General features: G+C 55.6%; 20 protein-coding genes, 1 tRNA gene, 2 rRNA genes and 1 pseudogene. 2 read left to right on the top strand and 22 right to left on the bottom strand.

Annotated elements, in window-relative coordinates; genetic code table 11:
• Window positions 1-47: 47 nt before the first annotated feature.
• Window positions 48-3,041, bottom strand: a 23S ribosomal RNA gene (locus tag ABUK12_RS17870).
• 66 nt (window positions 3,042-3,107) lie between these two features.
• Here ABUK12_RS17870 and ABUK12_RS17865 point away from each other — a divergent pair.
• The gene (locus tag ABUK12_RS17865; RefSeq protein WP_410013107.1) at window positions 3,108-3,326 is read left to right on the top strand and encodes a hypothetical protein; all 219 of its coding nucleotides are present in this window, start codon (window positions 3,108-3,110) and stop codon (window positions 3,324-3,326) included.
• Window positions 3,327-3,355: 29 nt separating this feature from the next.
• Here the strand turns inward: ABUK12_RS17865 and ABUK12_RS17860 are convergent.
• The 8 genes from ABUK12_RS17860 to ubiD all read right to left on the bottom strand — a co-directional run bounded on the left by ABUK12_RS17860 (window position 3,356) and on the right by ubiD (window position 11,789).
• A tRNA-Glu gene (locus ABUK12_RS17860) sits at window positions 3,356-3,431 on the bottom strand.
• Between the two features lie 114 nt (window positions 3,432-3,545).
• Window positions 3,546-5,088: ribosomal RNA gene (locus ABUK12_RS17855) — 16S ribosomal RNA — on the bottom strand.
• Together the 16S and 23S rRNA genes with 1 tRNA gene alongside form the textbook arrangement of a ribosomal RNA operon.
• 348 nt (window positions 5,089-5,436) lie before the next feature.
• Complete coding sequence (hemG, locus tag ABUK12_RS17850; protein ID WP_410013106.1) at window positions 5,437-6,012, bottom strand: menaquinone-dependent protoporphyrinogen IX dehydrogenase; 576 nt, start codon at window positions 6,010-6,012, stop codon at window positions 5,437-5,439.
• 13 nt (window positions 6,013-6,025) lie between these two features.
• Window positions 6,026-7,477, bottom strand: coding sequence for a Trk system potassium transporter TrkH (gene trkH, locus ABUK12_RS17845; RefSeq protein ID WP_410013105.1), 1,452 nt, complete (start codon window positions 7,475-7,477; stop codon window positions 6,026-6,028).
• A 47-nt stretch (window positions 7,478-7,524) separates the two neighbouring features.
• Window positions 7,525-8,139 carry an IMPACT family protein gene (locus tag ABUK12_RS17840; protein WP_410013104.1) on the bottom strand — a complete coding sequence of 205 codons (615 nt, stop codon included), beginning with the start codon at window positions 8,137-8,139 and terminating at the stop codon, window positions 7,525-7,527.
• Entirely contained in the window at window positions 8,139-9,470 is a 1,332-nt protein-coding gene (gene pepQ, locus ABUK12_RS17835) for a Xaa-Pro dipeptidase (RefSeq protein WP_410013103.1), read from the bottom strand. Before pepQ ends, ABUK12_RS17840 begins: the two co-directional genes overlap by 1 nt.
• A 78-nt stretch (window positions 9,471-9,548) precedes the next feature.
• Window positions 9,549-10,250, bottom strand: a complete 702-nt coding sequence (fre, locus tag ABUK12_RS17830; RefSeq protein WP_410013102.1) for an NAD(P)H-flavin reductase — start codon at window positions 10,248-10,250, stop codon at window positions 9,549-9,551.
• Window positions 10,251-10,301: 51 nt separating this feature from the next.
• Window positions 10,302-11,789: a 4-hydroxy-3-polyprenylbenzoate decarboxylase gene (gene ubiD / locus ABUK12_RS17825; RefSeq protein WP_410013101.1), complete on the bottom strand. Its 1,488-nt coding sequence runs from the start codon at window positions 11,787-11,789 to the stop codon at window positions 10,302-10,304.
• Window positions 11,790-11,981: 192 nt separating this feature from the next.
• Between ubiD and rfaH the strand changes: the two genes are divergently transcribed.
• Window positions 11,982-12,473, top strand: a complete 492-nt coding sequence (gene rfaH, locus ABUK12_RS17820) for a transcription/translation regulatory transformer protein RfaH (protein WP_410016697.1) — start codon at window positions 11,982-11,984, stop codon at window positions 12,471-12,473.
• A 76-nt stretch (window positions 12,474-12,549) separates the two neighbouring features.
• On the opposite strand, the gene hemB is transcribed toward rfaH, so the two are convergent.
• The 13 genes and pseudogenes from hemB to ABUK12_RS17755 all read right to left on the bottom strand — a co-directional run bounded on the left by hemB (window position 12,550) and on the right by ABUK12_RS17755 (window position 24,200).
• The gene (hemB, locus tag ABUK12_RS17815) at window positions 12,550-13,569 is read right to left on the bottom strand and encodes a porphobilinogen synthase (protein WP_410013100.1); all 1,020 of its coding nucleotides are present in this window, start codon (window positions 13,567-13,569) and stop codon (window positions 12,550-12,552) included.
• Between the two features lie 106 nt (window positions 13,570-13,675).
• Complete coding sequence (gene tatC, locus ABUK12_RS17810; RefSeq protein ID WP_410013099.1) at window positions 13,676-14,455, bottom strand: Sec-independent protein translocase subunit TatC; 780 nt, start codon at window positions 14,453-14,455, stop codon at window positions 13,676-13,678.
• On the bottom strand, window positions 14,455-15,144 hold the full coding sequence (tatB, locus tag ABUK12_RS17805; RefSeq protein ID WP_410013098.1) for a Sec-independent protein translocase protein TatB: 690 nt from the start codon (window positions 15,142-15,144) through the stop codon (window positions 14,455-14,457). The genes tatC and tatB overlap by 1 nt, the downstream gene beginning before the upstream one ends.
• Before the next feature lie 165 nt (window positions 15,145-15,309).
• A pseudogene (gene tatE / locus ABUK12_RS17800) lies at window positions 15,310-15,543 on the bottom strand (twin-arginine translocase subunit TatE); the annotation flags it as partial.
• A 59-nt stretch (window positions 15,544-15,602) separates the two neighbouring features.
• Window positions 15,603-17,240 (bottom strand): ubiquinone biosynthesis regulatory protein kinase UbiB, encoded by a 1,638-nt coding sequence (ubiB, locus tag ABUK12_RS17795; RefSeq protein ID WP_410013097.1) that lies wholly within the window; start codon window positions 17,238-17,240, stop codon window positions 15,603-15,605.
• Window positions 17,237-17,842 carry a ubiquinone biosynthesis protein UbiJ gene (locus ABUK12_RS17790; protein WP_410013096.1) on the bottom strand — a complete coding sequence of 202 codons (606 nt, stop codon included), beginning with the start codon at window positions 17,840-17,842 and terminating at the stop codon, window positions 17,237-17,239. The genes ubiB and ABUK12_RS17790 overlap by 4 nt, the downstream gene beginning before the upstream one ends.
• A 12-nt stretch (window positions 17,843-17,854) precedes the next feature.
• Window positions 17,855-18,613 (bottom strand): bifunctional demethylmenaquinone methyltransferase/2-methoxy-6-polyprenyl-1,4-benzoquinol methylase UbiE, encoded by a 759-nt coding sequence (gene ubiE / locus ABUK12_RS17785; protein WP_331120775.1) that lies wholly within the window; start codon window positions 18,611-18,613, stop codon window positions 17,855-17,857.
• A 74-nt stretch (window positions 18,614-18,687) separates the two neighbouring features.
• The gene (rmuC, locus tag ABUK12_RS17780; RefSeq protein ID WP_410013095.1) at window positions 18,688-20,325 is read right to left on the bottom strand and encodes a DNA recombination protein RmuC; all 1,638 of its coding nucleotides are present in this window, start codon (window positions 20,323-20,325) and stop codon (window positions 18,688-18,690) included.
• 70 nt (window positions 20,326-20,395) lie between these two features.
• A complete protein-coding gene (locus tag ABUK12_RS17775; protein WP_410013094.1) occupies window positions 20,396-20,926 on the bottom strand; it encodes a DedA family protein in 531 nt (176 codons plus the stop codon).
• Between the two features lie 140 nt (window positions 20,927-21,066).
• The gene (udp, locus tag ABUK12_RS17770; protein WP_410013093.1) at window positions 21,067-21,831 is read right to left on the bottom strand and encodes a uridine phosphorylase; all 765 of its coding nucleotides are present in this window, start codon (window positions 21,829-21,831) and stop codon (window positions 21,067-21,069) included.
• Between the two features lie 103 nt (window positions 21,832-21,934).
• Entirely contained in the window at window positions 21,935-22,444 is a 510-nt protein-coding gene (locus tag ABUK12_RS17765) for a hypothetical protein (protein ID WP_410013092.1), read from the bottom strand.
• 342 nt (window positions 22,445-22,786) lie between these two features.
• The gene (locus ABUK12_RS17760; protein ID WP_410013091.1) at window positions 22,787-23,296 is read right to left on the bottom strand and encodes a hypothetical protein; all 510 of its coding nucleotides are present in this window, start codon (window positions 23,294-23,296) and stop codon (window positions 22,787-22,789) included.
• A 121-nt stretch (window positions 23,297-23,417) separates the two neighbouring features.
• The gene (locus ABUK12_RS17755) at window positions 23,418-24,200 is read right to left on the bottom strand and encodes a hypothetical protein (RefSeq protein ID WP_410013090.1); all 783 of its coding nucleotides are present in this window, start codon (window positions 24,198-24,200) and stop codon (window positions 23,418-23,420) included.
• Window positions 24,201-24,419: the final 219 nt, after the last annotated feature.

Genomic DNA, 24,419 nt, shown 5'->3' with positions numbered 1-24,419 from the left:
GCCCCTGGGGGCAACGCTCTCTTCGCGTCAAACACTTTAGGTGTTGTAAGGTTAAGCCTCACGGGTCATTAGTATCGGTTAGCTCAACGCATCGCTGCGCTTACACACCCGACCTATCAACGTCATCGTCTTTAACGTCCCTTCAGGTGGCTTAAAGCCACAGGGAAGACTCATCTCGAGGCAAGTTTCCCGCTTAGATGCTTTCAGCGGTTATCTCTTCCGCACGTAGCTACCGGGCAATGCCATTGGCATGACAACCCGAACACCAGTGGTGCGTCCACTCCGGTCCTCTCGTACTAGGAGCAGCCCCTCTCAATCTTCCAACGCCCACGGCAGATAGGGACCGAACTGTCTCACGACGTTCTAAACCCAGCTCGCGTACCACTTTAAATGGCGAACAGCCATACCCTTGGGACCTACTTCAGCCCCAGGATGTGATGAGCCGACATCGAGGTGCCAAACACCGCCGTCGATATGAACTCTTGGGCGGTATCAGCCTGTTATCCCCGGAGTACCTTTTATCCGTTGAGCGATGGCCCTTCCATTCAGAACCACCGGATCACTAAGACCTGCTTTCGCACCTGCTCGAGCCGTCACTCTCGCAGTCAAGCTAGCTTATGCCTTTGCACTAACCTCACGATGTCCGACCGTGATTAGCTAACCTTCGTGCTCCTCCGTTACTCTTTAGGAGGAGACCGCCCCAGTCAAACTACCCACCAGACACTGTCCTCGACCCAGATTATGGGCCGGAGTTAGAACATCAAACATTAAAGGGTGGTATTTCAAGGTTGGCTCCATGCAGACTGGCGTCCACACTTCAAAGCCTCCCACCTATCCTACACATCAAGGCTCAATGTTCAGTGTCAAGCTATAGTAAAGGTTCACGGGGTCTTTCCGTCTTGCCGCGGGTACACTGCATCTTCACAGCGAGTTCAATTTCACTGAGTCTCGGGTGGAGACAGCCTGGCCATCATTACGCCATTCGTGCAGGTCGGAACTTACCCGACAAGGAATTTCGCTACCTTAGGACCGTTATAGTTACGGCCGCCGTTTACCGGGGCTTCGATCAAGAGCTTCTCCTTACGGATAACCCCATCAATTAACCTTCCGGCACCGGGCAGGCGTCACACCGTATACGTCCACTTTCGTGTTTGCACAGTGCTGTGTTTTTAATAAACAGTTGCAGCCAGCTGGTATCTGCGACTGGCTTCAGCTCGGGGAGCAAGTCCCTCCACCTAATGCCAGCGTGCCTTCTCCCGAAGTTACGGCACCATTTTGCCTAGTTCCTTCACCCGAGTTCTCTCAAGCGCCTTGGTATTCTCTACCTGACCACCTGTGTCGGTTTGGGGTACGATTCGATGTGACCTGGAGCTTAGAGGCTTTTCCTGGAAGCGTAGCATCAATTCCTTCACCACCGTAGTGGCTCGTTATCACGCCTCAGTGTTGAATGAAAAAGCGGATTTACCTGCTCTTTCCACCTTCACGCTTAAACCGGGACAACCGTCGCCCGGCGAACCTAGCTTTCTCCGTCCCCCCTTCGCAGTCACACCCAGTACAGGAATATTAACCTGTTTCCCATCGACTACGCCTTTCGGCCTCGCCTTAGGGGTCGACTCACCCTGCCCCGATTAACGTTGGACAGGAACCCTTGGTCTTCCGGCGAGCGGGCTTTTCACCCGCTTTATCGTTACTTATGTCAGCATTCGCACTTCTGATACCTCCAGCAGCCCTCACAGGCCACCTTCGCAGGCTTACAGAACGCTCCCCTACCCAACGGACATATCCTTAAGTCAACTCGACGTGATGAACGCATTGACGTCGCTGCGCTCCGTCAATCGTTTTTCCGTACAATTGTCTTAAGTGATATGTCCGCTGCCGCAGCTTCGGTGCATGGTTTAGCCCCGTTACATCTTCCGCGCAGGCCGACTCGACCAGTGAGCTATTACGCTTTCTTTAAATGATGGCTGCTTCTAAGCCAACATCCTGGCTGTCTGTGCCTTCCCACATCGTTTCCCACTTAACCATGACTTTGGGACCTTAGCTGGCGGTCTGGGTTGTTTCCCTCTTCACGACGGACGTTAGCACCCGCCGTGTGTCTCCCGTGGTAACATTCTTCGGTATTCGCAGTTTGCATCGGGTTGGTAATCCGGGGTGGACCCCTAGCCGAAACAGTGCTCTACCCCCGAAGATGAATTCACGAGGCGCTACCTAAATAGCTTTCGGGGAGAACCAGCTATCTCCCGGTTTGATTGGCCTTTCACCCCCAGCCACAAGTCATCCGCTAATTTTTCAACATTAGTCGGTTCGGTCCTCCAGTTAGTGTTACCCAACCTTCAACCTGCCCATGGCTAGATCACCGGGTTTCGGGTCTATACCCTGCAACTTAACGCCCAGTTAAGACTCGGTTTCCCTACGGCTCCCCTATACGGTTAACCTTGCTACAGAATATAAGTCGCTGACCCATTATACAAAAGGTACGCAGTCACCCTGATAAATCAAGGCTCCCACTGCTTGTACGTACACGGTTTCAGGTTCTATTTCACTCCCCTCGCCGGGGTTCTTTTCGCCTTTCCCTCACGGTACTGGTTCACTATCGGTCAGTCAGGAGTATTTAGCCTTGGAGGATGGTCCCCCCATCTTCAGACAGGATATCACGTGTCCCGCCCTACTCATCGAGCTCACAGCACTTGCACCTTCGGATACGGGGCTATCACCCTGTGTTGCCGGACTTTCCAGACCGTTCTCCTGATGCAAATGCTGATGGTGACTCTGGGCTGTTCCCCGTTCGCTCGCCGCTACTAGGGGAATCTCGGTTGATTTCTTTTCCTCGGGGTACTGAGATGTTTCAGTTCCCCCGGTTCGCCTCAATACGCTATGGATTCACGTAATGATAGTGCAACGAATTGCACTGGGTTTCCCCATTCGGACATCGCCGGCTGATAGCGCTTCATATCAGCTCACCGGCGCATTTCGCGGATTAGCACGTCCTTCATCGCCTCTGACTGCCTAGGCATCCACCGTGTACGCTTATTCACTTAACCTCACAACCCTAAAGTGTCTTCGGAATGGCTGCGAAAGGCCCCTGCCGGTGTTGCGCGGTGCTCGCCATGCTCATGGACATTGAGTCCACTCCGCTGGCTGCGCGCCGTGCGCCTTGGCCGGGACTTTCTCGCTCATCCCTCAACAAGGTCACCATCGACACGGCGACCTTATTAGGTTTGCTTGCTTTGAGAGAATCGCATACTGATTTTGCTCAGCATGTTTTTTTCAAATTTTCAGCTTGTTCCGGATTGTTAAAGAGCATGTATTTCGCAGCATACTCATAAGAGTGTGCTCTGAAATAGACAGCGGGATATGGCGTCCCCTAGGGGGTTCGAACCCCTGTTACCGCCGTGAAAGGGCAGTGTCCTAGGCCACTAGACGAAGGGGACAAAGATAGGATCACGAAGCAGTGCTGCTTCGCAAAAAAAACCATACGAGCTGTTTGCTCATTACAGTTATCAGACAATCTGTGTGGACACTACACAATCTAGTATCTATTTCGGTAAGGAGGTGATCCAACCGCAGGTTCCCCTACGGTTACCTTGTTACGACTTCACCCCAGTCATGAATCACAAAGTGGTAAGCGCCCTCCCGAAGGTTAAGCTACCTACTTCTTTTGCAACCCACTCCCATGGTGTGACGGGCGGTGTGTACAAGGCCCGGGAACGTATTCACCGTGGCATTCTGATCCACGATTACTAGCGATTCCGACTTCATGGAGTCGAGTTGCAGACTCCAATCCGGACTACGACGCACTTTGTGAGGTCCGCTTACTCTCGCGAGTTCGCTTCTCTTTGTATGCGCCATTGTAGCACGTGTGTAGCCCTACTCGTAAGGGCCATGATGACTTGACGTCATCCCCACCTTCCTCCGGTTTGTCACCGGCAGTCTCCTTTGAGTTCCCACCATTACGTGCTGGCAACAAAGGATAAGGGTTGCGCTCGTTGCGGGACTTAACCCAACATTTCACAACACGAGCTGACGACAGCCATGCAGCACCTGTCTCAGAGCTCCCGAAGGCACGTTCGCATCTCTGCAAACTTCTCTGGATGTCAAGAGTAGGTAAGGTTCTTCGCGTTGCATCGAATTAAACCACATGCTCCACCGCTTGTGCGGGCCCCCGTCAATTCATTTGAGTTTTAACCTTGCGGCCGTACTCCCCAGGCGGTCGATTTAACGCGTTAGCTCCGAAAGCCACGGCTCAAGGCCACAACCTTCAAATCGACATCGTTTACAGCGTGGACTACCAGGGTATCTAATCCTGTTTGCTCCCCACGCTTTCGTACCTGAGCGTCAGTCTTCGTCCAGGGGGCCGCCTTCGCCACCGGTATTCCTCCAGATCTCTACGCATTTCACCGCTACACCTGGAATTCTACCCCCCTCTACGAGACTCTAGCCTGCCAGTTTCAAATGCAGTTCCCGGGTTAAGCCCGGGGATTTCACATCTGACTTAACAGACCGCCTGCGTACGCTTTACGCCCAGTAATTCCGATTAACGCTCGCACCCTCCGTATTACCGCGGCTGCTGGCACGGAGTTAGCCGGTGCTTCTTCTGCGGGTAACGTCAATCAACAAGGTTATTAACCTTGTCGCCTTCCTCCCCGCTGAAAGTGCTTTACAACCCGAAGGCCTTCTTCACACACGCGGCATGGCTGCATCAGGCTTGCGCCCATTGTGCAATATTCCCCACTGCTGCCTCCCGTAGGAGTCTGGACCGTGTCTCAGTTCCAGTGTGGCTGGTCATCCTCTCAGACCAGCTAGGGATCGTCGCCTAGGTGAGCCATTACCTCACCTACTAGCTAATCCCATCTGGGTTCATCCGATGGCGTGAGGCCCGAAGGTCCCCCACTTTGGTCTTGCGACGTTATGCGGTATTAGCTACCGTTTCCAGTAGTTATCCCCCACCATCAGGCAGATCCCCAGACATTACTCACCCGTCCGCCGCTCGCCGGCAAAGTAGCAAGCTACTTTCCGCTGCCGCTCGACTTGCATGTGTTAGGCCTGCCGCCAGCGTTCAATCTGAGCCATGATCAAACTCTTCAATTAAAAGCTTGATGCTCAAAGATTGTCATACTGTTAATCTTATGAATTAACTGTTTGTTCACTCTTCAAGACTTGGTATTTTTGTGTTTCGATACGGTCTTGTGAGTGCCCACACAGATTGTCTGATAAATTGTTAAAGAGCATGGCCAGCGTGATAACAAAACTCACCCGGCGCGGGTTGCGTATATTACGCTTTCCCGTTGAAGAGTCAAGCTTTTATTTGCCCGTACCGGGCGCTTTTCCCTTCCCGACCCGGCGTCGCGTTAGCGTTTGTTCCCGGTCAGTGGAGGCGCATTATAGGGAATTCCCGCAGCGTGACAAGCGCTAATTGCTTATTTTAAGTTGATTGGTTTAATTTTCGACAAACTGATGCGTTTCTCGTGACTTGAGCCCGTTTTTACCGGTTAACCCGGCAAAACCGCGGGCAAAATCGCCCACCTGTTGCCAGTCGGTATATTCCACTTCTTTTGTGCTGTCGGTTTCGCCGCCGGTCATGCGCATGATCAGCTGGATCATGACACGATCGAACCAGCGGTAGCGCGGATAGCGCAGCGCACCGGCGAAAACCGCGCAACTATCCGGTCGCCAGGGCGTAGCCGCGAGAAATTTGCGTGTATAGGCATTGGTTTGCGGCGTGCGTTTATCCGCTTTGCGGGCGGTCAGGTTGACGGCAAAAAACGCGCTGGGCAACCGGTTAAGCCAATCCAGGTGCTGTTTGATAAAATCATGCAGCTCGGCGGCAAAATGTCCGTAGCGGATCGCGGCCCCGATCAGCACCCGATCGTAACGTTGCAAATCGCATTGCCCAGCCAGGCCCAGGTCGACAACATCGCAGGCGTGATTATCCGCGATAAGGCGTTCGGCGATAAACCGGGCGATTTTCAGCGTCTGCCCATCCCGGGTGGAATACAGAATCAGAGTGTACATAACAAATCCTCGGTTATTCGCGCCAGAACGTCGGGGTAAACAATACCAGCAAGGTAAAGACCTCCAGGCGGCCGAACAGCATGGTCAGGATCAGAATCCATTTCGCCACCGCGTTCATGGAGGAGAAATTTTCCGCCACCACCCCCAGGCCGGGACCCAGGTTGTTCAGCGTCGCGGTCACGGCGGCAAAGGCGGAAAAATTATCAACGCCGGTGGCGATAATCGCCAGCATGCTGACGATAAAGACTAATACATACGCGGAAAAGAACCCCCAGACCGCTTCCAGGATACGCTCCGGCAGCGCACGGTTGCCGAGCTTGATAGTATAGACGGCGTTGGGATGGACCAATCGCTTCAGTTCCCGCGAACCCTGCAGGTACAGCAGCAGGATACGGATTACTTTCAAACCGCCGCCCGTCGAACCGGCGCAGCCGCCGATAAATGCCGAGCAAAGCAACAAAATAGGCAGGAACAACGGCCAGCGGGCGATGCTGTCGGTAGTAAAGCCGGCAGTGGTCGCCATGGAAACCACCTGGAAAAAGGCTTGGTTGAGGGTTTGCAAGCCGCTTTGGTACACATCGTAGCGCCAGAGGATCAGCGTACACACCATTACCAGGATAAACTGCACGCTGATAAACATCCTGAATTCCGGATCGCGCCAGTAGACCCGCAGGTTATGGCCGCTCAGCACGGCGAAATGCAGACCGTAGTTGCAGCCGGAAATCAGCAGGAACACCGCTACGATGGTGTTGATCATCGGACTGTTGTAATAGCCGATACTGGCATCGTGGGTGGAAAAGCCCCCCAGCGCAATGGTGGAAAAGCTATGGCTGATGGCATCGAAAACCGACATGCCCGCGCCCCACAGCGCCAGCGCGCAGGCGATGGTCAGGGTGATATAGATAAGCCATAACGTTTTGGCGGTTTCGGCGATCCGCGGTCGCATTTTGTTATCTTTCAGCGGGCCGGGCATTTCGGCGCGGTAAAGCTGCATGCCGCCGACGCCGAGAATCGGCAGGATCGCCACCGCCAGTACGATGATACCCATGCCGCCGAACCACTGCAGCATCTGGCGGTAGAACAGGATGGCCTTGGGCAGGCCGTCCAGCCCCACCAGGGAGGTGGCGCCGGTGGTGGTCAGGGCGGAAAACGACTCAAAAAACGCATCGGTTACCGACAAATCGGGATGTTCGGCAAACAAGAACGGCAAGGCCCCTACGCTGCCTAATACGGTCCAGAACAGGACGACTATCAGAAACCCCTCCCGTGATTTCAGCTCATGTTTCTGCTGACGATTGGGCAACCATAATACCAATCCAATCAATAGGGCGAAAAAAAAGGTTTGCGTAAAAGCGCTGCCGGCGCCGTCACGGTAGATCAGCGCCACCAGGCCGGGAACAATCATCGTTCCCGAGAAGAGCATGACCAGTAGGCCGACAATACGGGTTATGGCGCGAAAATGCATTTCAGCACGATCCTTAATATTTTATTTAACTGTGGCCGGGTATGGAGCTATTGCGCAACGGGCGCTAATTGCAATGCCCCCCGGCTGAGATCGCGCAGCTTTTCCTCGGCCATTGCGACCCGGGCGATAGGAATGGCTACCCTGAGTATAATGGATTCGCCATAATCGCACTGGACGACGCGTCCCCCGGTCTGGTTGACCACCGCGTCAATCCAGGCCTGCTGCTCATAACGACATGACACCATAAACTCGGCCTGGGGAACCCTCTGCGTGCGGGCCATGCGTTGTAACGCCTCCCGCACGCCGCCGCCGTAGGCCTTCACCAGCCCGCCGGTGCCAAGCCTGATGCCGCCATAGTAACGCACCACCACCGCGGTAATCTCGCCGAGTCCCGACCCCATCAGTTGCGCCAGCATAGGTTTGCCGGCGGTTCCCGACGGCTCGCCGTCATCGGAAAAACCAAGCTGTTGCGAATCCTGCGGAGGCCCGGCGATATACGCCCAGCAATGATGGGCCGCCCCGGGATGCTCGCAGCGGCTTTGCCGGATCAGCTCCCTGGCGGCCTCGATGCCCGGGGTGGGGGCAAGGAGGGTGATAAAGCGGCTTTTTTTGATCTCCATAGACGCCGTTACCGGCGCCGCGGGAACAAAATAGGCGTGCATTATGCCAGTTTCAGATTGCGTGTCATATTTTCGATCTGCTTATCCATGATAACGATATTATCCTCGATACGGATACCGCCATAGGGTTTAAACAGTTCGATGCGCCGCCAGTTGAAATGCCGGCTAAAGCTGCCCGCGCGCCACGGGGCAAGCAGTGATTCAATAAAATAGAAACCCGGTTCGATGGTCATCACCATGCGCGGTTCCATAACGCGGGTACAGCGCAGATAAGGGTACAGGGCCGGCGCCGCCAGGCGGGTGCCGCGATCGTCCTGCAAAAAGCCGCCGGCGTCATGCACCTGCAGCCCAAGCGGATGTCCCAGCCCGTGGGGAAGGAACGGGCCGGTGATGCCTTCGCTCACCATGGTCTCTTCATCAAGACCGGTCACGAGATCAAACCGGGCCAGCAGACGGGCGATGCGCCGGTGCATCTGGATATGATATTCAATGTAATTGACGCCCGCCTCCATGGTACCGATAAGGGCCTGCTGCTCGGTATTCATGGCGGCGACCAACTGAGCGAACTCGGAATCTTTTTGCGCCGCGTAGGTACGGGTCAGGTCGGCCGCATACCCATTGTATTCGGTACCGGCGTCAATCAGGAAGCTGTGTACCCGCTCGGGCAGGCGCTGATCGAGTTTAGTGTAGTGCAATACCGCGGCGTGCTCATTCAGGGCAATGATGTTGCCGTAGGGTACATCGATATCACGATGGCCGGTTGCCGACAGGTAAGCAATATTGATATCGAACTCGCTCATGCCGGCCTGAAAGGCCTCATGCGCCGCCCGATGCCCTATGACCGCGGTCTTTTGCGCCTCGCGCATACAGGCCAGCTCGTAATCGGTCTTATAGGCGCGGTGGTAGTGGAAATAATCCAGTACCGGTTGGGGGTTAAGCTGGTCGGCTTTCAGGCCCAGGGACGACGCCCTTTGCGGCGACGAGCCAATATAGGCCGCGTTGCCGCGTCCGGACGGCAGCAATGAACCGATATCGTCGGGATTCGCAATCGGGATGATATCGATGAAAGGGGTCCAGAAACTCTCAGGCAACGGCTCGACGCTGTACCAATAATCGACCGGCGCATAGAACCAAAGTTTGGGCTTATTGACGCCGTCGACCCAGAGCCAGCAATGCGGCACGCCGGTGACCGGCAGCCAGGCCTTGAACTGTGGATTGACCTTAAAAGGGTAATCATGGTCGTCGAGGAACGCCGTGATCGGTTCGCCGGAATGGATCAGCAGCGCATCCAGGTTATGCAGGGCCAGCACCTCGCGCGTGCGTTTTTGCAGCGTCGCGAGATGGTCCTGGTAAAGAGTAGAAAAAGATTCCATGGTCTGACCTTATTTTACCGCGCAATTGCCGCCATCTTAGCATAGCGTCCCGGCGGATGAACCCTCCCGCCGCAGCGATCAGATAAAGGCAAACGCATCGCCGAAGATCCGGCCGGGAATGGCGTCGCGTTCCGCGCAAAAACGCTCGCGGGCGATTTTAGCCATTTCGAAACGGCCGGCGATATAGATATCGTGCGCCGCCAGGGAACCGTAGTCCTGCAGCACCGCGCTGAGCACCGTTCCGGTCCGGCCCTGCCAGTTTTCGTCCGGCTGTTCGACCACCGGCACCACTTTCAGGCGCGGATGCAGCAGGGTCAGCGCTTCCAGTTCGCCCAGATCGTAGAGATGTTGCAACTCCCTGCCGCCCCAATAAATAGCCACTTCCCGCTCAGGTTGATTGGCGAGCACGGTCAGGAGGATTGAGCGGGCATAAGAAAAACCGGTGCCGCCGGCGATAAGGACCATGGGCCGCTCGGTATCGTCACGCAGCCAAGCCTCGCCATGCGGGATATCGACGGTAATTTCACGATCTTTCAAGATGCGATCCATAACGGCCATCGCATACAGATTCAGTTCAGAAGCCCCAATATGCAGCTCGATTATCGCGTTCTCCATGGGCGTCGACGCCAGGGAAAAGGGGCGTTTGTCGCGTTCATCCATCACTACCATCAGATACTGACCGGCGCGAAAACTAAAAGCCGCTTCCGGGACCAGGCATACCCGATATACCGTATCGGTGATGGCATCCACGGAAGTGACCTTACAGGTCAATGTTGTCATGCATTCCCTCTGTCGGGCTAATAAGCAAAATGGAATGGAGGGCTGTAACTATCATCGCCCTTTACCACTGTCTTTTAATATGGCCAGTTCGTCCCACAACGCATCAACGCGGGCGCGAACCCCGTCGTCCATGCGAATCGGGGTGCCCCACTCGCGCGAGGTTTCCCCCGGCCATTTGTTGGTGGCGTCCATTCCCATTTTTGAACCCAATCCGGAAACCGGCGAGGCAAAATCCAGGTAATCTATCGGCGTATTTTCCATTAACACCGTATCGCGCGCGGGGTCCATCCGGGTCGTAATGGCCCAGATAACATCCTGCCAGTTACGCGCGTTGATATCATCATCGCATACGATGACAAATTTGGTATACATGAATTGACGCAGAAACGACCACACCCCCATCATGACCCGTTTGGCATGGCCCGCATATTGTTTCTTGATGGTCACTACCGCCAGGCGGTAGGAACAGCCTTCGGGCGGCAGGTAAAAATCGACGATTTCCGGAAACTGTTTTTGTAAAATGGGAACGAAGACTTCGTTAAGCGCCACGCCCATGACCGCCGGTTCATCCGGCGGCCGGCCGGTGTAGGTGGAATGATAAATGGCGTTCCGCCGCTGGGTGATATGGGTAATGGTGAATACCGGGAACTCATCCACTTCGTTATAATAGCCGGTGTGATCGCCATAAGGGCCTTCGGGAGCCGTTTCACCCGGTTCAAGATATCCTTCCAGCACGATTTCGGCGCTGGCGGGCACCTCGAGATCGCAGGAGATGCACTTTACCACCTCGGTCTTATAGCCGCGCAGCAGGCCGGCGAACGCATATTCGGACAGGCTGTCGGGCACCGGCGTGACGGCGGCCAGGATGGTGGCCGGATCGGCGCCCAGCGCCACCGCCACCGGAAAGCGTTCGCCCGGATGGGCCGCGCGCCATTCCTGGAAGTCCAGCGCGCCGCCGCGATGCGACAGCCAGCGCATGATGACTTTGTTTTTACCCAGCACCTGCTGGCGGTAAATGCCCAGGTTCTGGCGTTCCTTGTGCGGTCCGCGGGTGACCGTCAGGCCCCAGGTGATAAGCGGCGCCACGTCGCCCGGCCAGCAGTGCATAATGGGAATACGGCCGAGATCGACATCCTGGCCCTGCCAGATTTGCTCCTGGCACGGCGCGGAGCTAAGCCGTTTGGTCGGCATATTCAGCACCTGGCGGAATTTCGGCGCCTTATCCAGCAGATCGCGAAAGCCTTTTGGCGGCTCCGGTTCTTTCAGGAAGGCCAGGAGTTCCCCCACCTCCCTGAGCGCCGCCACACTCTCCTGGCCCATGCCCAGCGCCACCCGTTCCGGCGTGCCGAACAGATTGCACAGCACCGGCATGGCATAGCCTTTGGGGTGTTCAAACAGCAGCGCCGGCCCGCCCGCGCGCAGGGTACGGTCGGCGATTTCCGTCATTTCCAAATAGGGATCAATGGGCAGGGTGATTCGTTTCAATTCTCCCCGCTGTTCCAGCAAGGATAAAAAATCGCGCAAGTCTCGGTATTTCATAGCGTCATCGGATGCCGGGTTATATTTGCATTATAAAGTCTGTTTAACAGCCATGCCGCCCTTTTGTCAAAATTGATGGTAAATATGCTGTTTTTTTATGCGCCGCGCGCTGCGGCCTATAATAATGTCACGCTATTTATTTAGGGAGGCCTTTGTTATGCTGGGCCACCGGAGATAGGGGTGCATCAGATTATGGAAGCATGGTATTTATTGTATTGTAAACGCGGCCAGATGATGAGGGCGAAAGAGCACTTGGAAAGACAGGCGGTGGCGTGTATGAGTCCAATGGTCACCCTGGAAAAAATCGTCCGCGGCAAACGCACGACCGTCAACGAACCGTTGTTTCCCAACTATCTGTTTATTGAGTTTGATCCGGAACGTATCCATACCACCACCATCAGCGCCACCCGCGGCGTGAGCCATTTCGTGCGTTTCGGCAACCTGCCGGTGACCATTGCGGCCGAGGTTATCGAGGAGCTGCGCGATCATGCCTACGAAGGGGTGACCGACCCGCAAACGCCGTATGTCGGCGATCTGGTCGTGATTACCGACGGCGTCTTCGAAGGGCTCCAGGCGATTTATAGCGAGCCCGACGGCGAAGCGCGCTCCATGCTGCTGCTCAATTTCCTCAACAAACAGGTCTGTCAAAGCATAGACAACAAACAGTTTCAAAAGATTTTGTAGCCTGATAAACCGCCGGGAATTAGCCCCTGAGGACTAAGCCGCCCGCTGACGCGTTGCGAAGGAGCGGCTTGTTTATTCAGCGCCTCAGGTGATCGTCATGCAGCCATTGGGCGACGCGTTTGGAGAAGTAGGTCAGGATACCGTCGGCGCCGGCGCGCTTGAAGCACAGCAGCGATTCCATGATGGCCGGCTTTTCCTGCAGCCAGCCGTTCTGGATCGCCGCCATATGCATGGCATACTCGCCGGACACCTGATAGGCAAAGGTCGGCACGCCGAAGGTTTCCTTCACCCGATGGATCATATCCAGATAAGGCATGCCTGGTTTCACCATCACCATATCGGCGCCTTCCTGCAGGTCCTGCGCCACTTCCTGCAACGCTTCGTCGCTATTGGCCGGATCCATTTGATAGGTTTTTTTATCGCCGCCCTTCAGGTTGGCGCTTGAGCCTACCGCATCGCGAAACGGGCCGTAATAGCAAGACGCATATTTCGCCGAATACGCCATGATCTGATTGTTGACCAATCCCTGCTGCTCGAATTTTTCGCGTATCGCGCCGATGCGCCCATCCATCATATCGCTGGGCGCGACGATTTCCGCGCCCGCTTCGGCGTGACACAGCGCCTGGCGCACCAGGATTTCCTTGGTGATGTCGTTAATCACATAACCCTGGTCGTCGATGATGCCGTCCTGGCCATGGGTCGTGTAGGGATCCAGCGCGACATCGGTCAGCAGCCCCAATTCCGGTACCGCGTCTTTCAGCGCGCGGATAGTGCGCGGAATCAGGCCCTCGGGATTATAGGCTTCTTCCGCCAGCAGCGATTTGTAGGGCGCTTCAATAACCGGAAACAACGACAGCACCGGCACACCCAGCTTGGCCACCGCTTCCGCTTCCTTGATCAGCAGATCAAGCGTCATGCGATACACTCCCGGCATGGACGGCACTTCCTGCTGGCGCTGTTTGCCTTCCATGACAAATACCGGATAAATCAGATCATTGACGGACAGATGGTTTTCCGCCACCAGGCGGCGGCTGAAATCATAGCGTCTCACCCTGCGCAGGCGGCGATGGGGGAAGTTGCCAAATACAGTGCTCATAGTCTTTCTCCTGAATAACGCCGTCCGTGACGCTGGCGGCGTTTAGATTATTCTGTTTAAAACCAGAACCGCCCGAAAGGGCGGTTCAGAAGCTGACAAACGACGCTTAGTCCCCATCCTGGGGATCTTCGGTATTGTCGTCCGATGTGCCCTCCTGGCCGCGCCGTCCTTTGCCGACGTAAAACCGGGCGCAAAAAAGGCCGATTTCAAACAGCAGGTACATCGGGATCGCCAGCAGCGTTTGGGAAAAAACGTCCGGCGGCGTCAAGAGCATACCGACCACAAAGGCGCCGACCAGTACATAAGGCCGTTTTTTCTTCAGATCGTCGGGTGTGACCACGCCGGTCCAGCATAACAGCACTATGGCTATCGGCACCTGGAACGACACGCCGAAGGCCATAAACAGCGCCATGACAAAATCGAGGTAATTATTGATGTCGGTGGCGATCAACACCCCGCGCGGCGCGGTTTGGGCAAAGAAGCTGAAGGCCAGTGGAAAGACGATAAAATAAGCAAAGGCCATGCCCGCATAAAACAACAGCGTGCTGGAGAACAGCAGCGGCATCATCAGACGCCGTTCATGCTTATATAACGCCGGCGCGATAAAGGCCCAGACCTGGTACAGCAGCAGGGGCGCGGAAGCAAATACCGAAACGATAATCGTCAGCTTGATAGGCGTAAAAAACGGCGACGCCACATCGGTTGCGATCATACTGGCGCCGGCCGGCAAATGTTTGATCAAAGGTGCCGAAACGATCTGATAGATATCATTGGCGAAATAGACCAGCGCCAGGAACACCGCCAGCACACTGAGAATGCAGTACAGTAAACGCTTACGCAGCTCGATTAAATGGCTGATAAGCGGTTGGGTATCTTCAACGGCCATTATTCGCGATCATTATTTTTAAGGGGTGTGGGGGCGGCCGCGCTGTCCGGCGCCGGAGCCTGTCCGTGCCGGAGCAGGGTAGCATCATGTGGGAACGGGCCGTTATTGGCCGGCGTGGGCGTCGCCGGCGGTGCTTCGGCCTGGGCCGGCCTGGACGTTGTCGGCGCTTCGGCCTGGGCCGGCTGGGACATTGTCGGCGCTTCGGCCTGGGCCGGCTGGGACGTTGTCGGCGCTTCGGCCGTCATCGGTCCGGGTGTCGCCGCCGGCGCCATCGGCGGCGCTTCTGCCTGGGTTGCGCCTTCCGCCGGCGTCACGCCGTCATGAATCGCTTCCGGATCGGTTATCAACGGGTTATGGATCGTCTGGGGCGTGGTCTCGTTATCGGGAACCATTTTGCTGTGAAAGCTTTTTTTCATGGAATCGGCCGCTTCGCGCAGCTCTTCCATTGAGGCTTTCAGTTCCGGCGACAGGTTATCCTTGCTGGCCTGCTCGACTTTTTTCAGGCTGTCCTGCAATTCCTGCAGCTTAAGCTCTTGGCTCAATTCGTTTTGTACCGTGGAGGCCAGCGAGCGTAGCGCCCTGACCCAACCGACCACGGTACGCACGGCCACGGGCAAACGCTCGGGGCCGAGAACCACAAGCCCAATCACGAACACCAGGGCCAGCTCACCAAATCCAATGTCAAACACAGCTTATACCTGCTTGTTGTCTTTGTTTACCGTTTCGTCCGGCCGCGGCGGCTGCGGCTGAAGGGGTTGCTGCGGCGGCTGAAGGGGTTGCTGCGGCGGCTGGGATTGCTGCGGCTGCGGCTGGGGTTGCTGCGGCGGCTGGGATTGCTGCGGCTGCGGCTGGGATTGCTGGGGTTGAGGCTGCTGCGGTTGTGCGATGGTCTTCGCCGCAAAGTCAGCATCCTGGCCGGTTTTATCCGTGTCCCGCGGAGCAGGTTTGTCATCATCGTTCATGGCCTTTTTGAAGCCCTTGATGGACGCGCCCAAATCCGCGCCCATGCCGCGCAGCTTGTTGGTGCCGAACAGCAGCACCACGATGACCGCGATAATTAATAATTGCCAAATACTGATGCCGCCCATGATATTACCTCTGTTTAGGGGTTAATTCGAGTTACCGGATTTTGCCGGACCCGCAAAATTTACGCAGTGCGTTTCCAGCCAACGATCCAGCTTACTATGCCGGCAGCCATTAACCAGGCGGGAAACGATGACATCTCGTTGCCCAATGATAATAGAAAAGTACCGCACAGCAGCAGCGTGGCGCCGATACCGAATAAAAACCGCGCCTGCCCCTGCCGGACGTGCTGTCCTTTTAGCTCGACGGTCAGCTTGTCGACGCTCTTTTGCAGCGATCTATGATGCTTGAATCCTTCATAAATCAGTTCCGGCAGTTCGGGCAGTTTTTCCGCCCAGAACGGCGCCTTTTCCTTCATCGCCCGCAAAATAGCCGGGATACCCACCTGATCCTTGATCCAGGTTTCCAGGAAGGGTTTGGCCGTTTTCCATAAATCCAGCTGCGGATAAAGCTGGCGGCCGATACCCTCAATGTAGAGCAGCGTTTTTTGCAGCAATACCAGCTGCGGCTGCACTTCCATATTAAAACGCCGGGCGGTGTTGAACAGATTCAGCAAGACGTGGCCGAAGGAAATATCCGCCAGGGGTTTTTCGAATATGGGCTCACATACGGTACGGATGGCAAACTCAAAATCCTCCACGTTGGTATCGGGCGGCACCCAGCCCGAATCTACATGGAGTTCCGCCACCTTACGGTAATCGCGATTGAAAAAAGCGATAAAATTCTCAGCCAGATAGCGCTTATCTTCTTTATTCAGCGAGCCGACGATGCCGCAATCTATCCCGATATACTGCGGGTCGTCCGGATGTTCAAAACTGACGAAAATATTGCCGGGATGCATGTCCGCATGAAAAAAACTATCACGAAACACCTGCGTAAAGAAGAGCTGCACGCCGCGTTCCGCCAATAATTTCATATTGGTTCCCTGTTTTTCCAGCGCCGCCACGTCGGAAACCGGCACACCGTAGATGCGCTCCATCACCATCATGGTTTCACTGCAATAATCCGGGTAAACCTCGGGGATATACAGCATCGGACTGTTCTCGAAGTTGCGCCGCAGCTGGATGCAGTTGGCGGTTTCGCGCAGCAGGTTCAGTTCATCAAGCAGGGTTTTTTCATATTCCAGCACCACTTCCACCGGCCGCAGGCGGCGGCCGTCCGGCAACAGCCGGGGCAGCCAGCTGGCCAGGCGGTACATCAGGCGCATATCGGCCTTGATCATCGGCATGATATCCGGGCGGATCACTTTGATCACCACCTCTTTGCCGTTTTCTTTTAAACGCGCGGTATGCACCTGGGCAATGGAAGCCGATGCCAGGGCGACCTGATCGAAATCATCGAACCAGGCCTCAAGCGGCTGTCCCATGGCTTTTTCAATATGCTGGCGCGCCAGCGCGCCGTCGAAAGGCTTGACCCGATCCTGCAGCATGGCCAGCTGATCGGCAATCACCGGGGGAAACAAATCACGCCGGGTCGACAACATCTGGCCGAACTTGATCCAAACCGGCCCCAGTTCCTGAAGCGCCAGGCGCAACCGGACCCCCAACGGCTCATCCAGATGCTCATTGGGAAGCCAGAATATCAGCCGGCGTCCCAGGCGCAGCGGCAGGGTGAGGCGTATTTTGGGAATCAGCTCGTCCAGCCCGTAACTGAGCAGCACCCGCACGATAAAATAAAGGCGACGCAGTTCTCCCACAATCATCGGCCGGACTCCAGTTTTGCCAGGCGGGCCGTTAAGGCGGCCCCAGCGCGGTCTATCGCATCGACTTCGTCACTGAACCACGCCAGCTCCAGGGAGGAAGGCGATAAGCGCCACTCCTCGGTTACCGCCTGGCCCAGCCGGGTTTGCTGTTCGCCCAGGCGCCGTCGCAGCCCGCAGGCATGGGCGCGTAATTTTTGTGTCAAGCCTTCGGCGACGATATCGCCCACATAAGGCGCCAGCAGCTCCGCCGGGTCTACCTCGGCCATGTCCAGCAGCGCGACAAACTGCTGCACCACCTGCAAATCCCCGTCTACGTCCAGTGAGCCTTGTTTGATTAATAACGGCAACTGCTGGCGCCGGCGCAGGGCCGGCAGGGCGGAGAAGTGCGTTCTGACGGTACAGTCGGCCGGTCCGTCCCAGGCGGACAATACATCCGCCTGGCTCTCGCCGAACACCAGGATAACCGGGCTGTCCAGTTCGGCCAGCTCAAAGCGCAGCACCTTGCCCTTCAGGCGCTGGCGCGCCGGCTTCAAAAACCCATCTTTATACAGCAGGCGTTTCAGCGCGGTTTCAAGCGTTGCGGTAATCAATAACATCAGCATGTCATTTCCCGATCAGAATTTGTAACCGCGGTGCAGGGCAACGATACCTCCGGTCATATTAAAATATTCGGCGCTGTCAAAACCGGCGTCCAGCATCATGGCTTTCAGCGTTTCCTGGTCCGGATGCATGCGGATGGATTCGGCCAGGTAACGGTAGCTGCCGGCGTCGCGCGCCACCATCTCGCCGATGCGCGGCAAGACATGGAAGGAGTAGAGGTCGTAGGCCTTGTTCAACGGCTTGAACAATGGCGTGGAGAATTCCAGGATCAGCAGGCGTCCGCCCGGCTTAAGCACCCGGTACATGGAGCGCAGCGCCTGCTCTTTTTCGGTCACGTTACGCAATCCGAACGAGATGGTGATGCAATCGAAGGTGTCGTCCGGGAACGGCAATGCCTCGGCATTGGCCTGCACATAACGCACGTTGCCGATGATGCCTTTATTACGCAGCTTTTCGCGGCCCACCTTTAACATGGAATCATTGATATCGGCCAGCACCACTTCGCCCTCCTCGCCCACCAGGCGGGAAAACTTGGCGGTCAGATCGCCGGTACCGCCGGCCAGATCCAGAACCTTCTGCCCGCGGCGCACGCCGCTGCAATGAATGGCGAAACGTTTCCACAGACGGTGGATGCCAAACGACATCAGGTCATTCATCAAATCATATTTTGCCGCAACGGAATGAAAGACATCCGCCACCATGACCGCCTTCTCGTCCTTAGCAACGGTGCGGAAGCCGAAATGGGTCGTTTCACGCTGGTCTTCATCTGCCATGTTTTTATGCCCTGCTTGATCAGTTATCAGAGAAGTGTAACAGAAGCGGGCTGAAAGCCCCACTCCGACACCCCCTACCTGAGCGGGTATTCTTCCTGCTCCCGGTGCGAAGTCTCCGCCGCCGGGGCGTCCCCGTCAACCGGCGGCGTTAATTCATCCCCGCCGGGTTTCAGATCGCCGCCGCGCCCGCCCGCTTCGTCCGCGGACAGCGCGCCGTCATCGTCATACAGCCCTGAGACCGCCCCTTCCCCCGGCGGGTCGGTATAGGGTTGGCGCCCGGATTCCTCCGCCAGGACCGGATTGATCGGACGTTTGATTTCAACGCCGAGCGCCCTGAACCCTTCAGCCTGGCTGATGAGATTACCACGCCCCTGCGCCAGTTTATTCATGGCCTGGCGATAGACTGCCTGCGCTTTGTCCAGGCTTTGGCCGACGGCGGTCATATCGTCGACGAACAGCCGCATTTTGTCGTACAGCCGCGCCGCCCGCTCGGCAATATGCTGCGCGTTGCGGCTCTGGTGCTCATAGCGCCACAGGTTATTAATGGTGCGCAGCGCCACCAGCAGCGTGGTCGGGCTGACGAGCATGATATTCTGCTTCAGCGCCTCGCCAATCAGCTCCGGCTGCTTATCTATAGCCAGCATAAAGGCCGGTTCGACGGGGATAAACATCAACACATAATCCAGCGAGCGTAAACCAGGCAATTGTTGGTAATCTTTTCTGCCGAGCAAACGCATGTGCCCGCGCAGCGAATTGATATGCTCCAGCAGCGCGGCCTGGCGCTCCAGGTCGTCATCGCTGTTGAAAAAACGTTCATACGCCACCAGGGACATTTTGGCGTCGATGACCACATCCTTGCCCTGCGGCAGGCGCACGATCACGTCGGGCTGCATGCGGTGGTCAGCATCGACCTGGATATTCACCTGGGTCTGGTATTCATACCCTTCCCGCAGTCCCGAGGCTTCCAGCACCCGGCTCAATACCACCTCGCCCCAATTGCCCTGGGTTTTGTTATCGCCTTTCAACGCGCGGGTAAGGTTAACCGCTTCCCGCGCCATTTCGGCGTTAAGCTGCTGCAGGCTGCGGATTTCATGGGTGAGGGTATGGCGCTCGCGCGCCTCCTGCCCGAAACTGTCCTGGACCTGCCGGCGAAAGCCGTCCAACTGCTCGCGCAGGGGGATAAGCAGCAAATCCAGGCTTTGCCGATTGAGTTCATCCACTTTACGCCCGCTTTGTTCGAAGATCCGGTTGGCCAGGTTTTCAAACTGCGCCGCCAGCCGCTGCTCGCTGTTGACCAGCAGGCGCTGTTTTTCCTCGGCGGCCAGACGGGTTTCCTCCAGGCGAATGGTGACTTCGCGCAGTTCCGCTTCCTGCGCGCTGTTCACCTCGCGCTGCGCCCGCAATTCCTGGTTCAGTTGCTCGCATTCGCCGCGCCAGTGCGCCAACGGCGCCAGCCGTTCCTCGGCGGTGGCGAGACGCCCGTACAGATCGCGCATCTCCCGCTCAGCGGCGCGCAGCTGCTGCTCGCACTGGCGATAAGCGGCCTGCGCACGTTCCACCTCCTGCTGCGCCGTCGCCAGAGATTGCGTGCGCAGGCGCAGCTCCGCCTCAGCGCGCCCCTGCTGCCGCTGATAACGGGTCGCGGTGATAAGCAGACCGGCCAGCACCCCGATTGCCAAGCCGCCCAGGCCGTAAAACAGGCTGAAATCCATGTTACCTCCGCCTAAAACAATACTGACTGCCACGTTAAGGGCGAACTGTATAGATGTCCAGCGGGTTTTATCAGCCGATGAAGCGGCTAAGCCATTGGATGCCAAATGCCCCGGGCGCCAGCAGGCCGAAAGCCCAGACCGCGGCCGAGCCGAGATTGGCCAGTTGGAAATAGAATCTGGGCATGCCGCAAATGCCGGCTACCAACGGCACCACCGCGCGCAGCGGGCCGAAAAAACGCCCGAAAAAGGCGCCGGCGATACCCCAGCGGTCGAAAAAGGCCTGCCCGCGCGCCAGCATATGGGGATGCCGGGAAAACGGCCAGAGATGCTCCAGCCGCTCCTGGTAATGATATCCCAGCCAATAGGAGAGCCAGTCGCCAAAAAAACCCCCGGCCACCGCCGCGGCATAGACCGGCCAGAAAGCAATGCCGGCCTCGCCGATAAGCGCGCCCAGCGCCAGCAAAATGACGGTGGCGGGCAGCAGCAGCGATAAAAACGCCAGGGATTCGCCAAAAGCGAGAATAAACACGAGCGGAATGGCCCAGAATTGCTGCTGGCGGACAAATTCGGTGGTATGGGCAATGATTTCATCCAATGACAAGGCGGCTCCCTTGGCGCAGGGCGGTAAAGTACCGGGAAGACCGGTAGGGGGAGTTTGTATCCTATGATGCCATGACAAAGCGCGGGTAGATTAAACCGGGGGCAAACGACCGGGAACTTTATCCCGGCCGCGAAAAAGGCTCAGGCAAGCAGCAGCCGGGCGGCTTCAACCACAATGCTTACCGCCGCGCTTTCCGTTTGCTGCATCGTCAACGCGTCGGGGATTTCCTGTTGGGTGCGGTTGACGATCACCCCCGCCACCATGCCGGCGCGTAACCCCTGGGTGGAGCACATGGTCAATAAGGTGGCGGATTCCATTTCATAATTCATCACCCCCATTTCCTGCCATTCGCGCATGGACCCCTTGAAGCGGCTGACCACCCGTCCCGAAAAGGTGTCATACCTTTCCTGCCCCGGATAAAAAGTATCCGACGAGGCGGTAACGCCGATATGGACCCCGGCCCCGAGTCGCCGGGCCGCCGTCACCAGCGCGGTGGTACAGTCGAAATCGGCCACCGCGGGATATTCCATGGGCGCGAAATGCAGGCTGGCGCCGTCGAGTCGCACCGCGGCGGTGGTCACCAGCACATCCCCTACCGGGATTTGCGGCTGTATGGCGCCGGTGGTGCCCACCCGCAAAAATGTCCGGATGCCCAATTGCGCCAATTCCTCGACGGCGATGGAGGTGGACGGGCCGCCGATGCCGGTGGAACAGACAATCACCGTCTGACCGGCAAGACCCGCGCGCCAGGAGGTGAATTCGCGGTGGCTGGCCAGCGGCTCGGGATCGTCCATCAAACGGGCGATTTTCTCCACCCGCTGCGGATCGCCGGGAATGATGGCCAGGGTGGCGCCGCGCAGATCGGCATGCGTCAGGCCAAGATGAAAGACATCGGAAGCGGACATGGCAGATACCTCTGAGAATAAAATGTTAGCACGCAGATAATATCGACATTATCCATTTTTTATCCGCCATTGTCCGGTGGCATGTCACATTCACTGAGACAGGCTAAGCCGTCGCCACCTCATGGAACAATAGCTTCATTTTCTCATTGTCCCGAATGGCCGTAATCAGGCTGGCGAAGACCTCATAAGGCGTCATATGCCCCCCATCGTCGATGATTCCCCTCAGCCAGGTACCGATTATGGTCCACGCCTGCTCTTTCATCAGGGACATCACCTCATACAGCAGTTTCTGGACGCCGTATTGCGCAACTTTTATTCCTGTAGCAAACAAAGACGCGACTGACGAGACCTCGCGGCCGATACCGAACAGGCGCCCCACCGCGTTGCCGACGCCGGCAAGCCCCGAGACCAGTTTCGTCAGCCCGCTGGCGTTAACTATTTTTTGCGCGAAGCGGGCGACGGCCGTAAAGGGCGAGGTGGCGGAGGCCTCCGGAGCGTTTTTAACCCCGACAACAGGATAGGCTAATATCTTTTTGCCCGGACCGCTGTTTTGTTCAGTGGTTTTTGGGACTACAGTACTGTCTGGCATGGAATGACTGGCAGAGATATACATGACAATTCTCCCGTGACATGGAATTTGATAAGGCCTGCCCTTTTAACATAGCTATTAATTACTCCTGATAATAGTTTCTTGGCTATCATAAAAGGAAATATCCTTTTTCTGGGTAGTGAAATGCAAAAAATGAGAATACGGAATATAATTCAAGCGCAGCACTTTGAATGAACGTTGCATTTTCGTCAAAGACAATTTTCATTTAATGCTATTTTTATTGGGCGCTATATAAGTAAGATTAATGGCGCCCAAACCGGCCGAGATATTTATAGAGAGAGCCATTCCCCGAAAGGAGGCTCACCGGCCGGGGAAATCAGCTCTATATCCCCCTCCCCAAACACGTTAGGACATAGAGAAGGTTATCAGCAGATAGTTGATTATGGGATGTTCACTAATACATGCCGCTAAGTACTCACGAACGACTCCCGCGCCGACATTCATCATCTCGCTCACTTTATCAAGGCAGGTTTGCAGCATAGGGTATAACGTTTCCCGGGAGAAAGAGGTTATTTCCTCCAGTAGGGGCGATGCGCCTTTTTGCACCGCGTCGGCAAGATAATCATAGACTTTGGCCAGGATAGCCATCGAACCGCTTACCGTTCCCGCAATCACGAATGCCCTCCCGGCTCCCGCGAATGAAGCGGCCAGGGGACTGGACCCGAGCCCGATAACGGCGCAACCGAGCGCCGCGCCCTGCATGAGTGTGACCAGTTGCGGCGCGAGGGTGGACAGGGTGTCGACACTGTTCCTGACCATTTTCAGCATACCCGCCAAACCGCTGGGGGCGTTATCGGCGGCGGCGTTTACGTCGATCGCCACCGGTGGGGGTAGATGGGCAATGGATATCGTCATGAAAAAACCTTTAAAATTGTAAAAACACCCGGCAGAATTTGTCTCATCCTGCAAACTTTAGTACGTGAATATAAATAATTTATTCACGCTTTGCGTTATTATTACCACGTCAAAATCATCTTTATTGCCTCGATGGCCGCATAAAAAGGTGGCTGAGCAAGAGGAATATCTTTTGCGTCATATTTTTCAGCGCATCAAAAAAAGGATTGATGATAAGATCTTTTATCGTCAAAACTGCACGCTCAATAGCTGTATTTATCTTACCGCTTAGGAATTTGAATGCGGCCACTATATTATCTATTAAATTTTTCGCTTGAATAAAAAAAGCCACTGATTTCTGCAATACTTTTAAAAAAAACAGACCTTTTTCATAGTCGTTTTTTTCTTTCTCAACGAGATTGATAATATCATGTGTGCTCTTGCTCACCAGTTCGGCCATACTCAACGGGACGCAAGATGCTTTCTCATGTTCGGGGTTTACTATTCTATTAATAAGATCAGGCAAATGGCTATGGGTGATAAATTTAATTATGCCGACAAGGGGCATATCCTGATTTCTAGGGCCATGGCCCGGATAATGCTCGGTTGCATTTAGGGCGAACCCGCCTATTGCCGGCATTTTCTGCATAAAAAGGCCCCCGTTAGCGCAAAAATGAGTCACATTTCCTACGCATTTCATAAGAGTTGACATTTTACGGAAATACATTCGCTCACATAAATGTTCGGCAGCGAAGGCGATCTGGCTTATATAATAAAATGAATTGGCCATGCTTATTACGCTATTCACAATCTCTTTTAGGCTGCTTTTTAATCTATCAAGGCAATGTGATCCACGGAGGTGAAGAAAGCCATCCGCCAAGGCGGGGGGGTGGTGATTTATATATACAGTGTCCATATTAACCATATTGAAATATTCCTGTCAGAAGCAATAGATAAACTAAATACTTAAAATATTCTTATCTGTTAAACCAAGCTGACCTTAACTAACAAAAACCATAAAAACTTTAAAAAAAAGCTTTTTTCGCGGGTGACGTGATATTTATCACCTATTTAGAAAGCTTTTCCATGCAAAAAAATGGCCGGTCTCGACGGTTCAATAACCCGCCGACTTGACTATAATAAG

Source organism: Sodalis sp. C49, assembly GCF_046352915.1.
Classification (GTDB): domain Bacteria; phylum Pseudomonadota; class Gammaproteobacteria; order Enterobacterales; family Enterobacteriaceae; genus Acerihabitans.
This window is presented reverse-complemented; position numbering and strand designations above follow the sequence as displayed.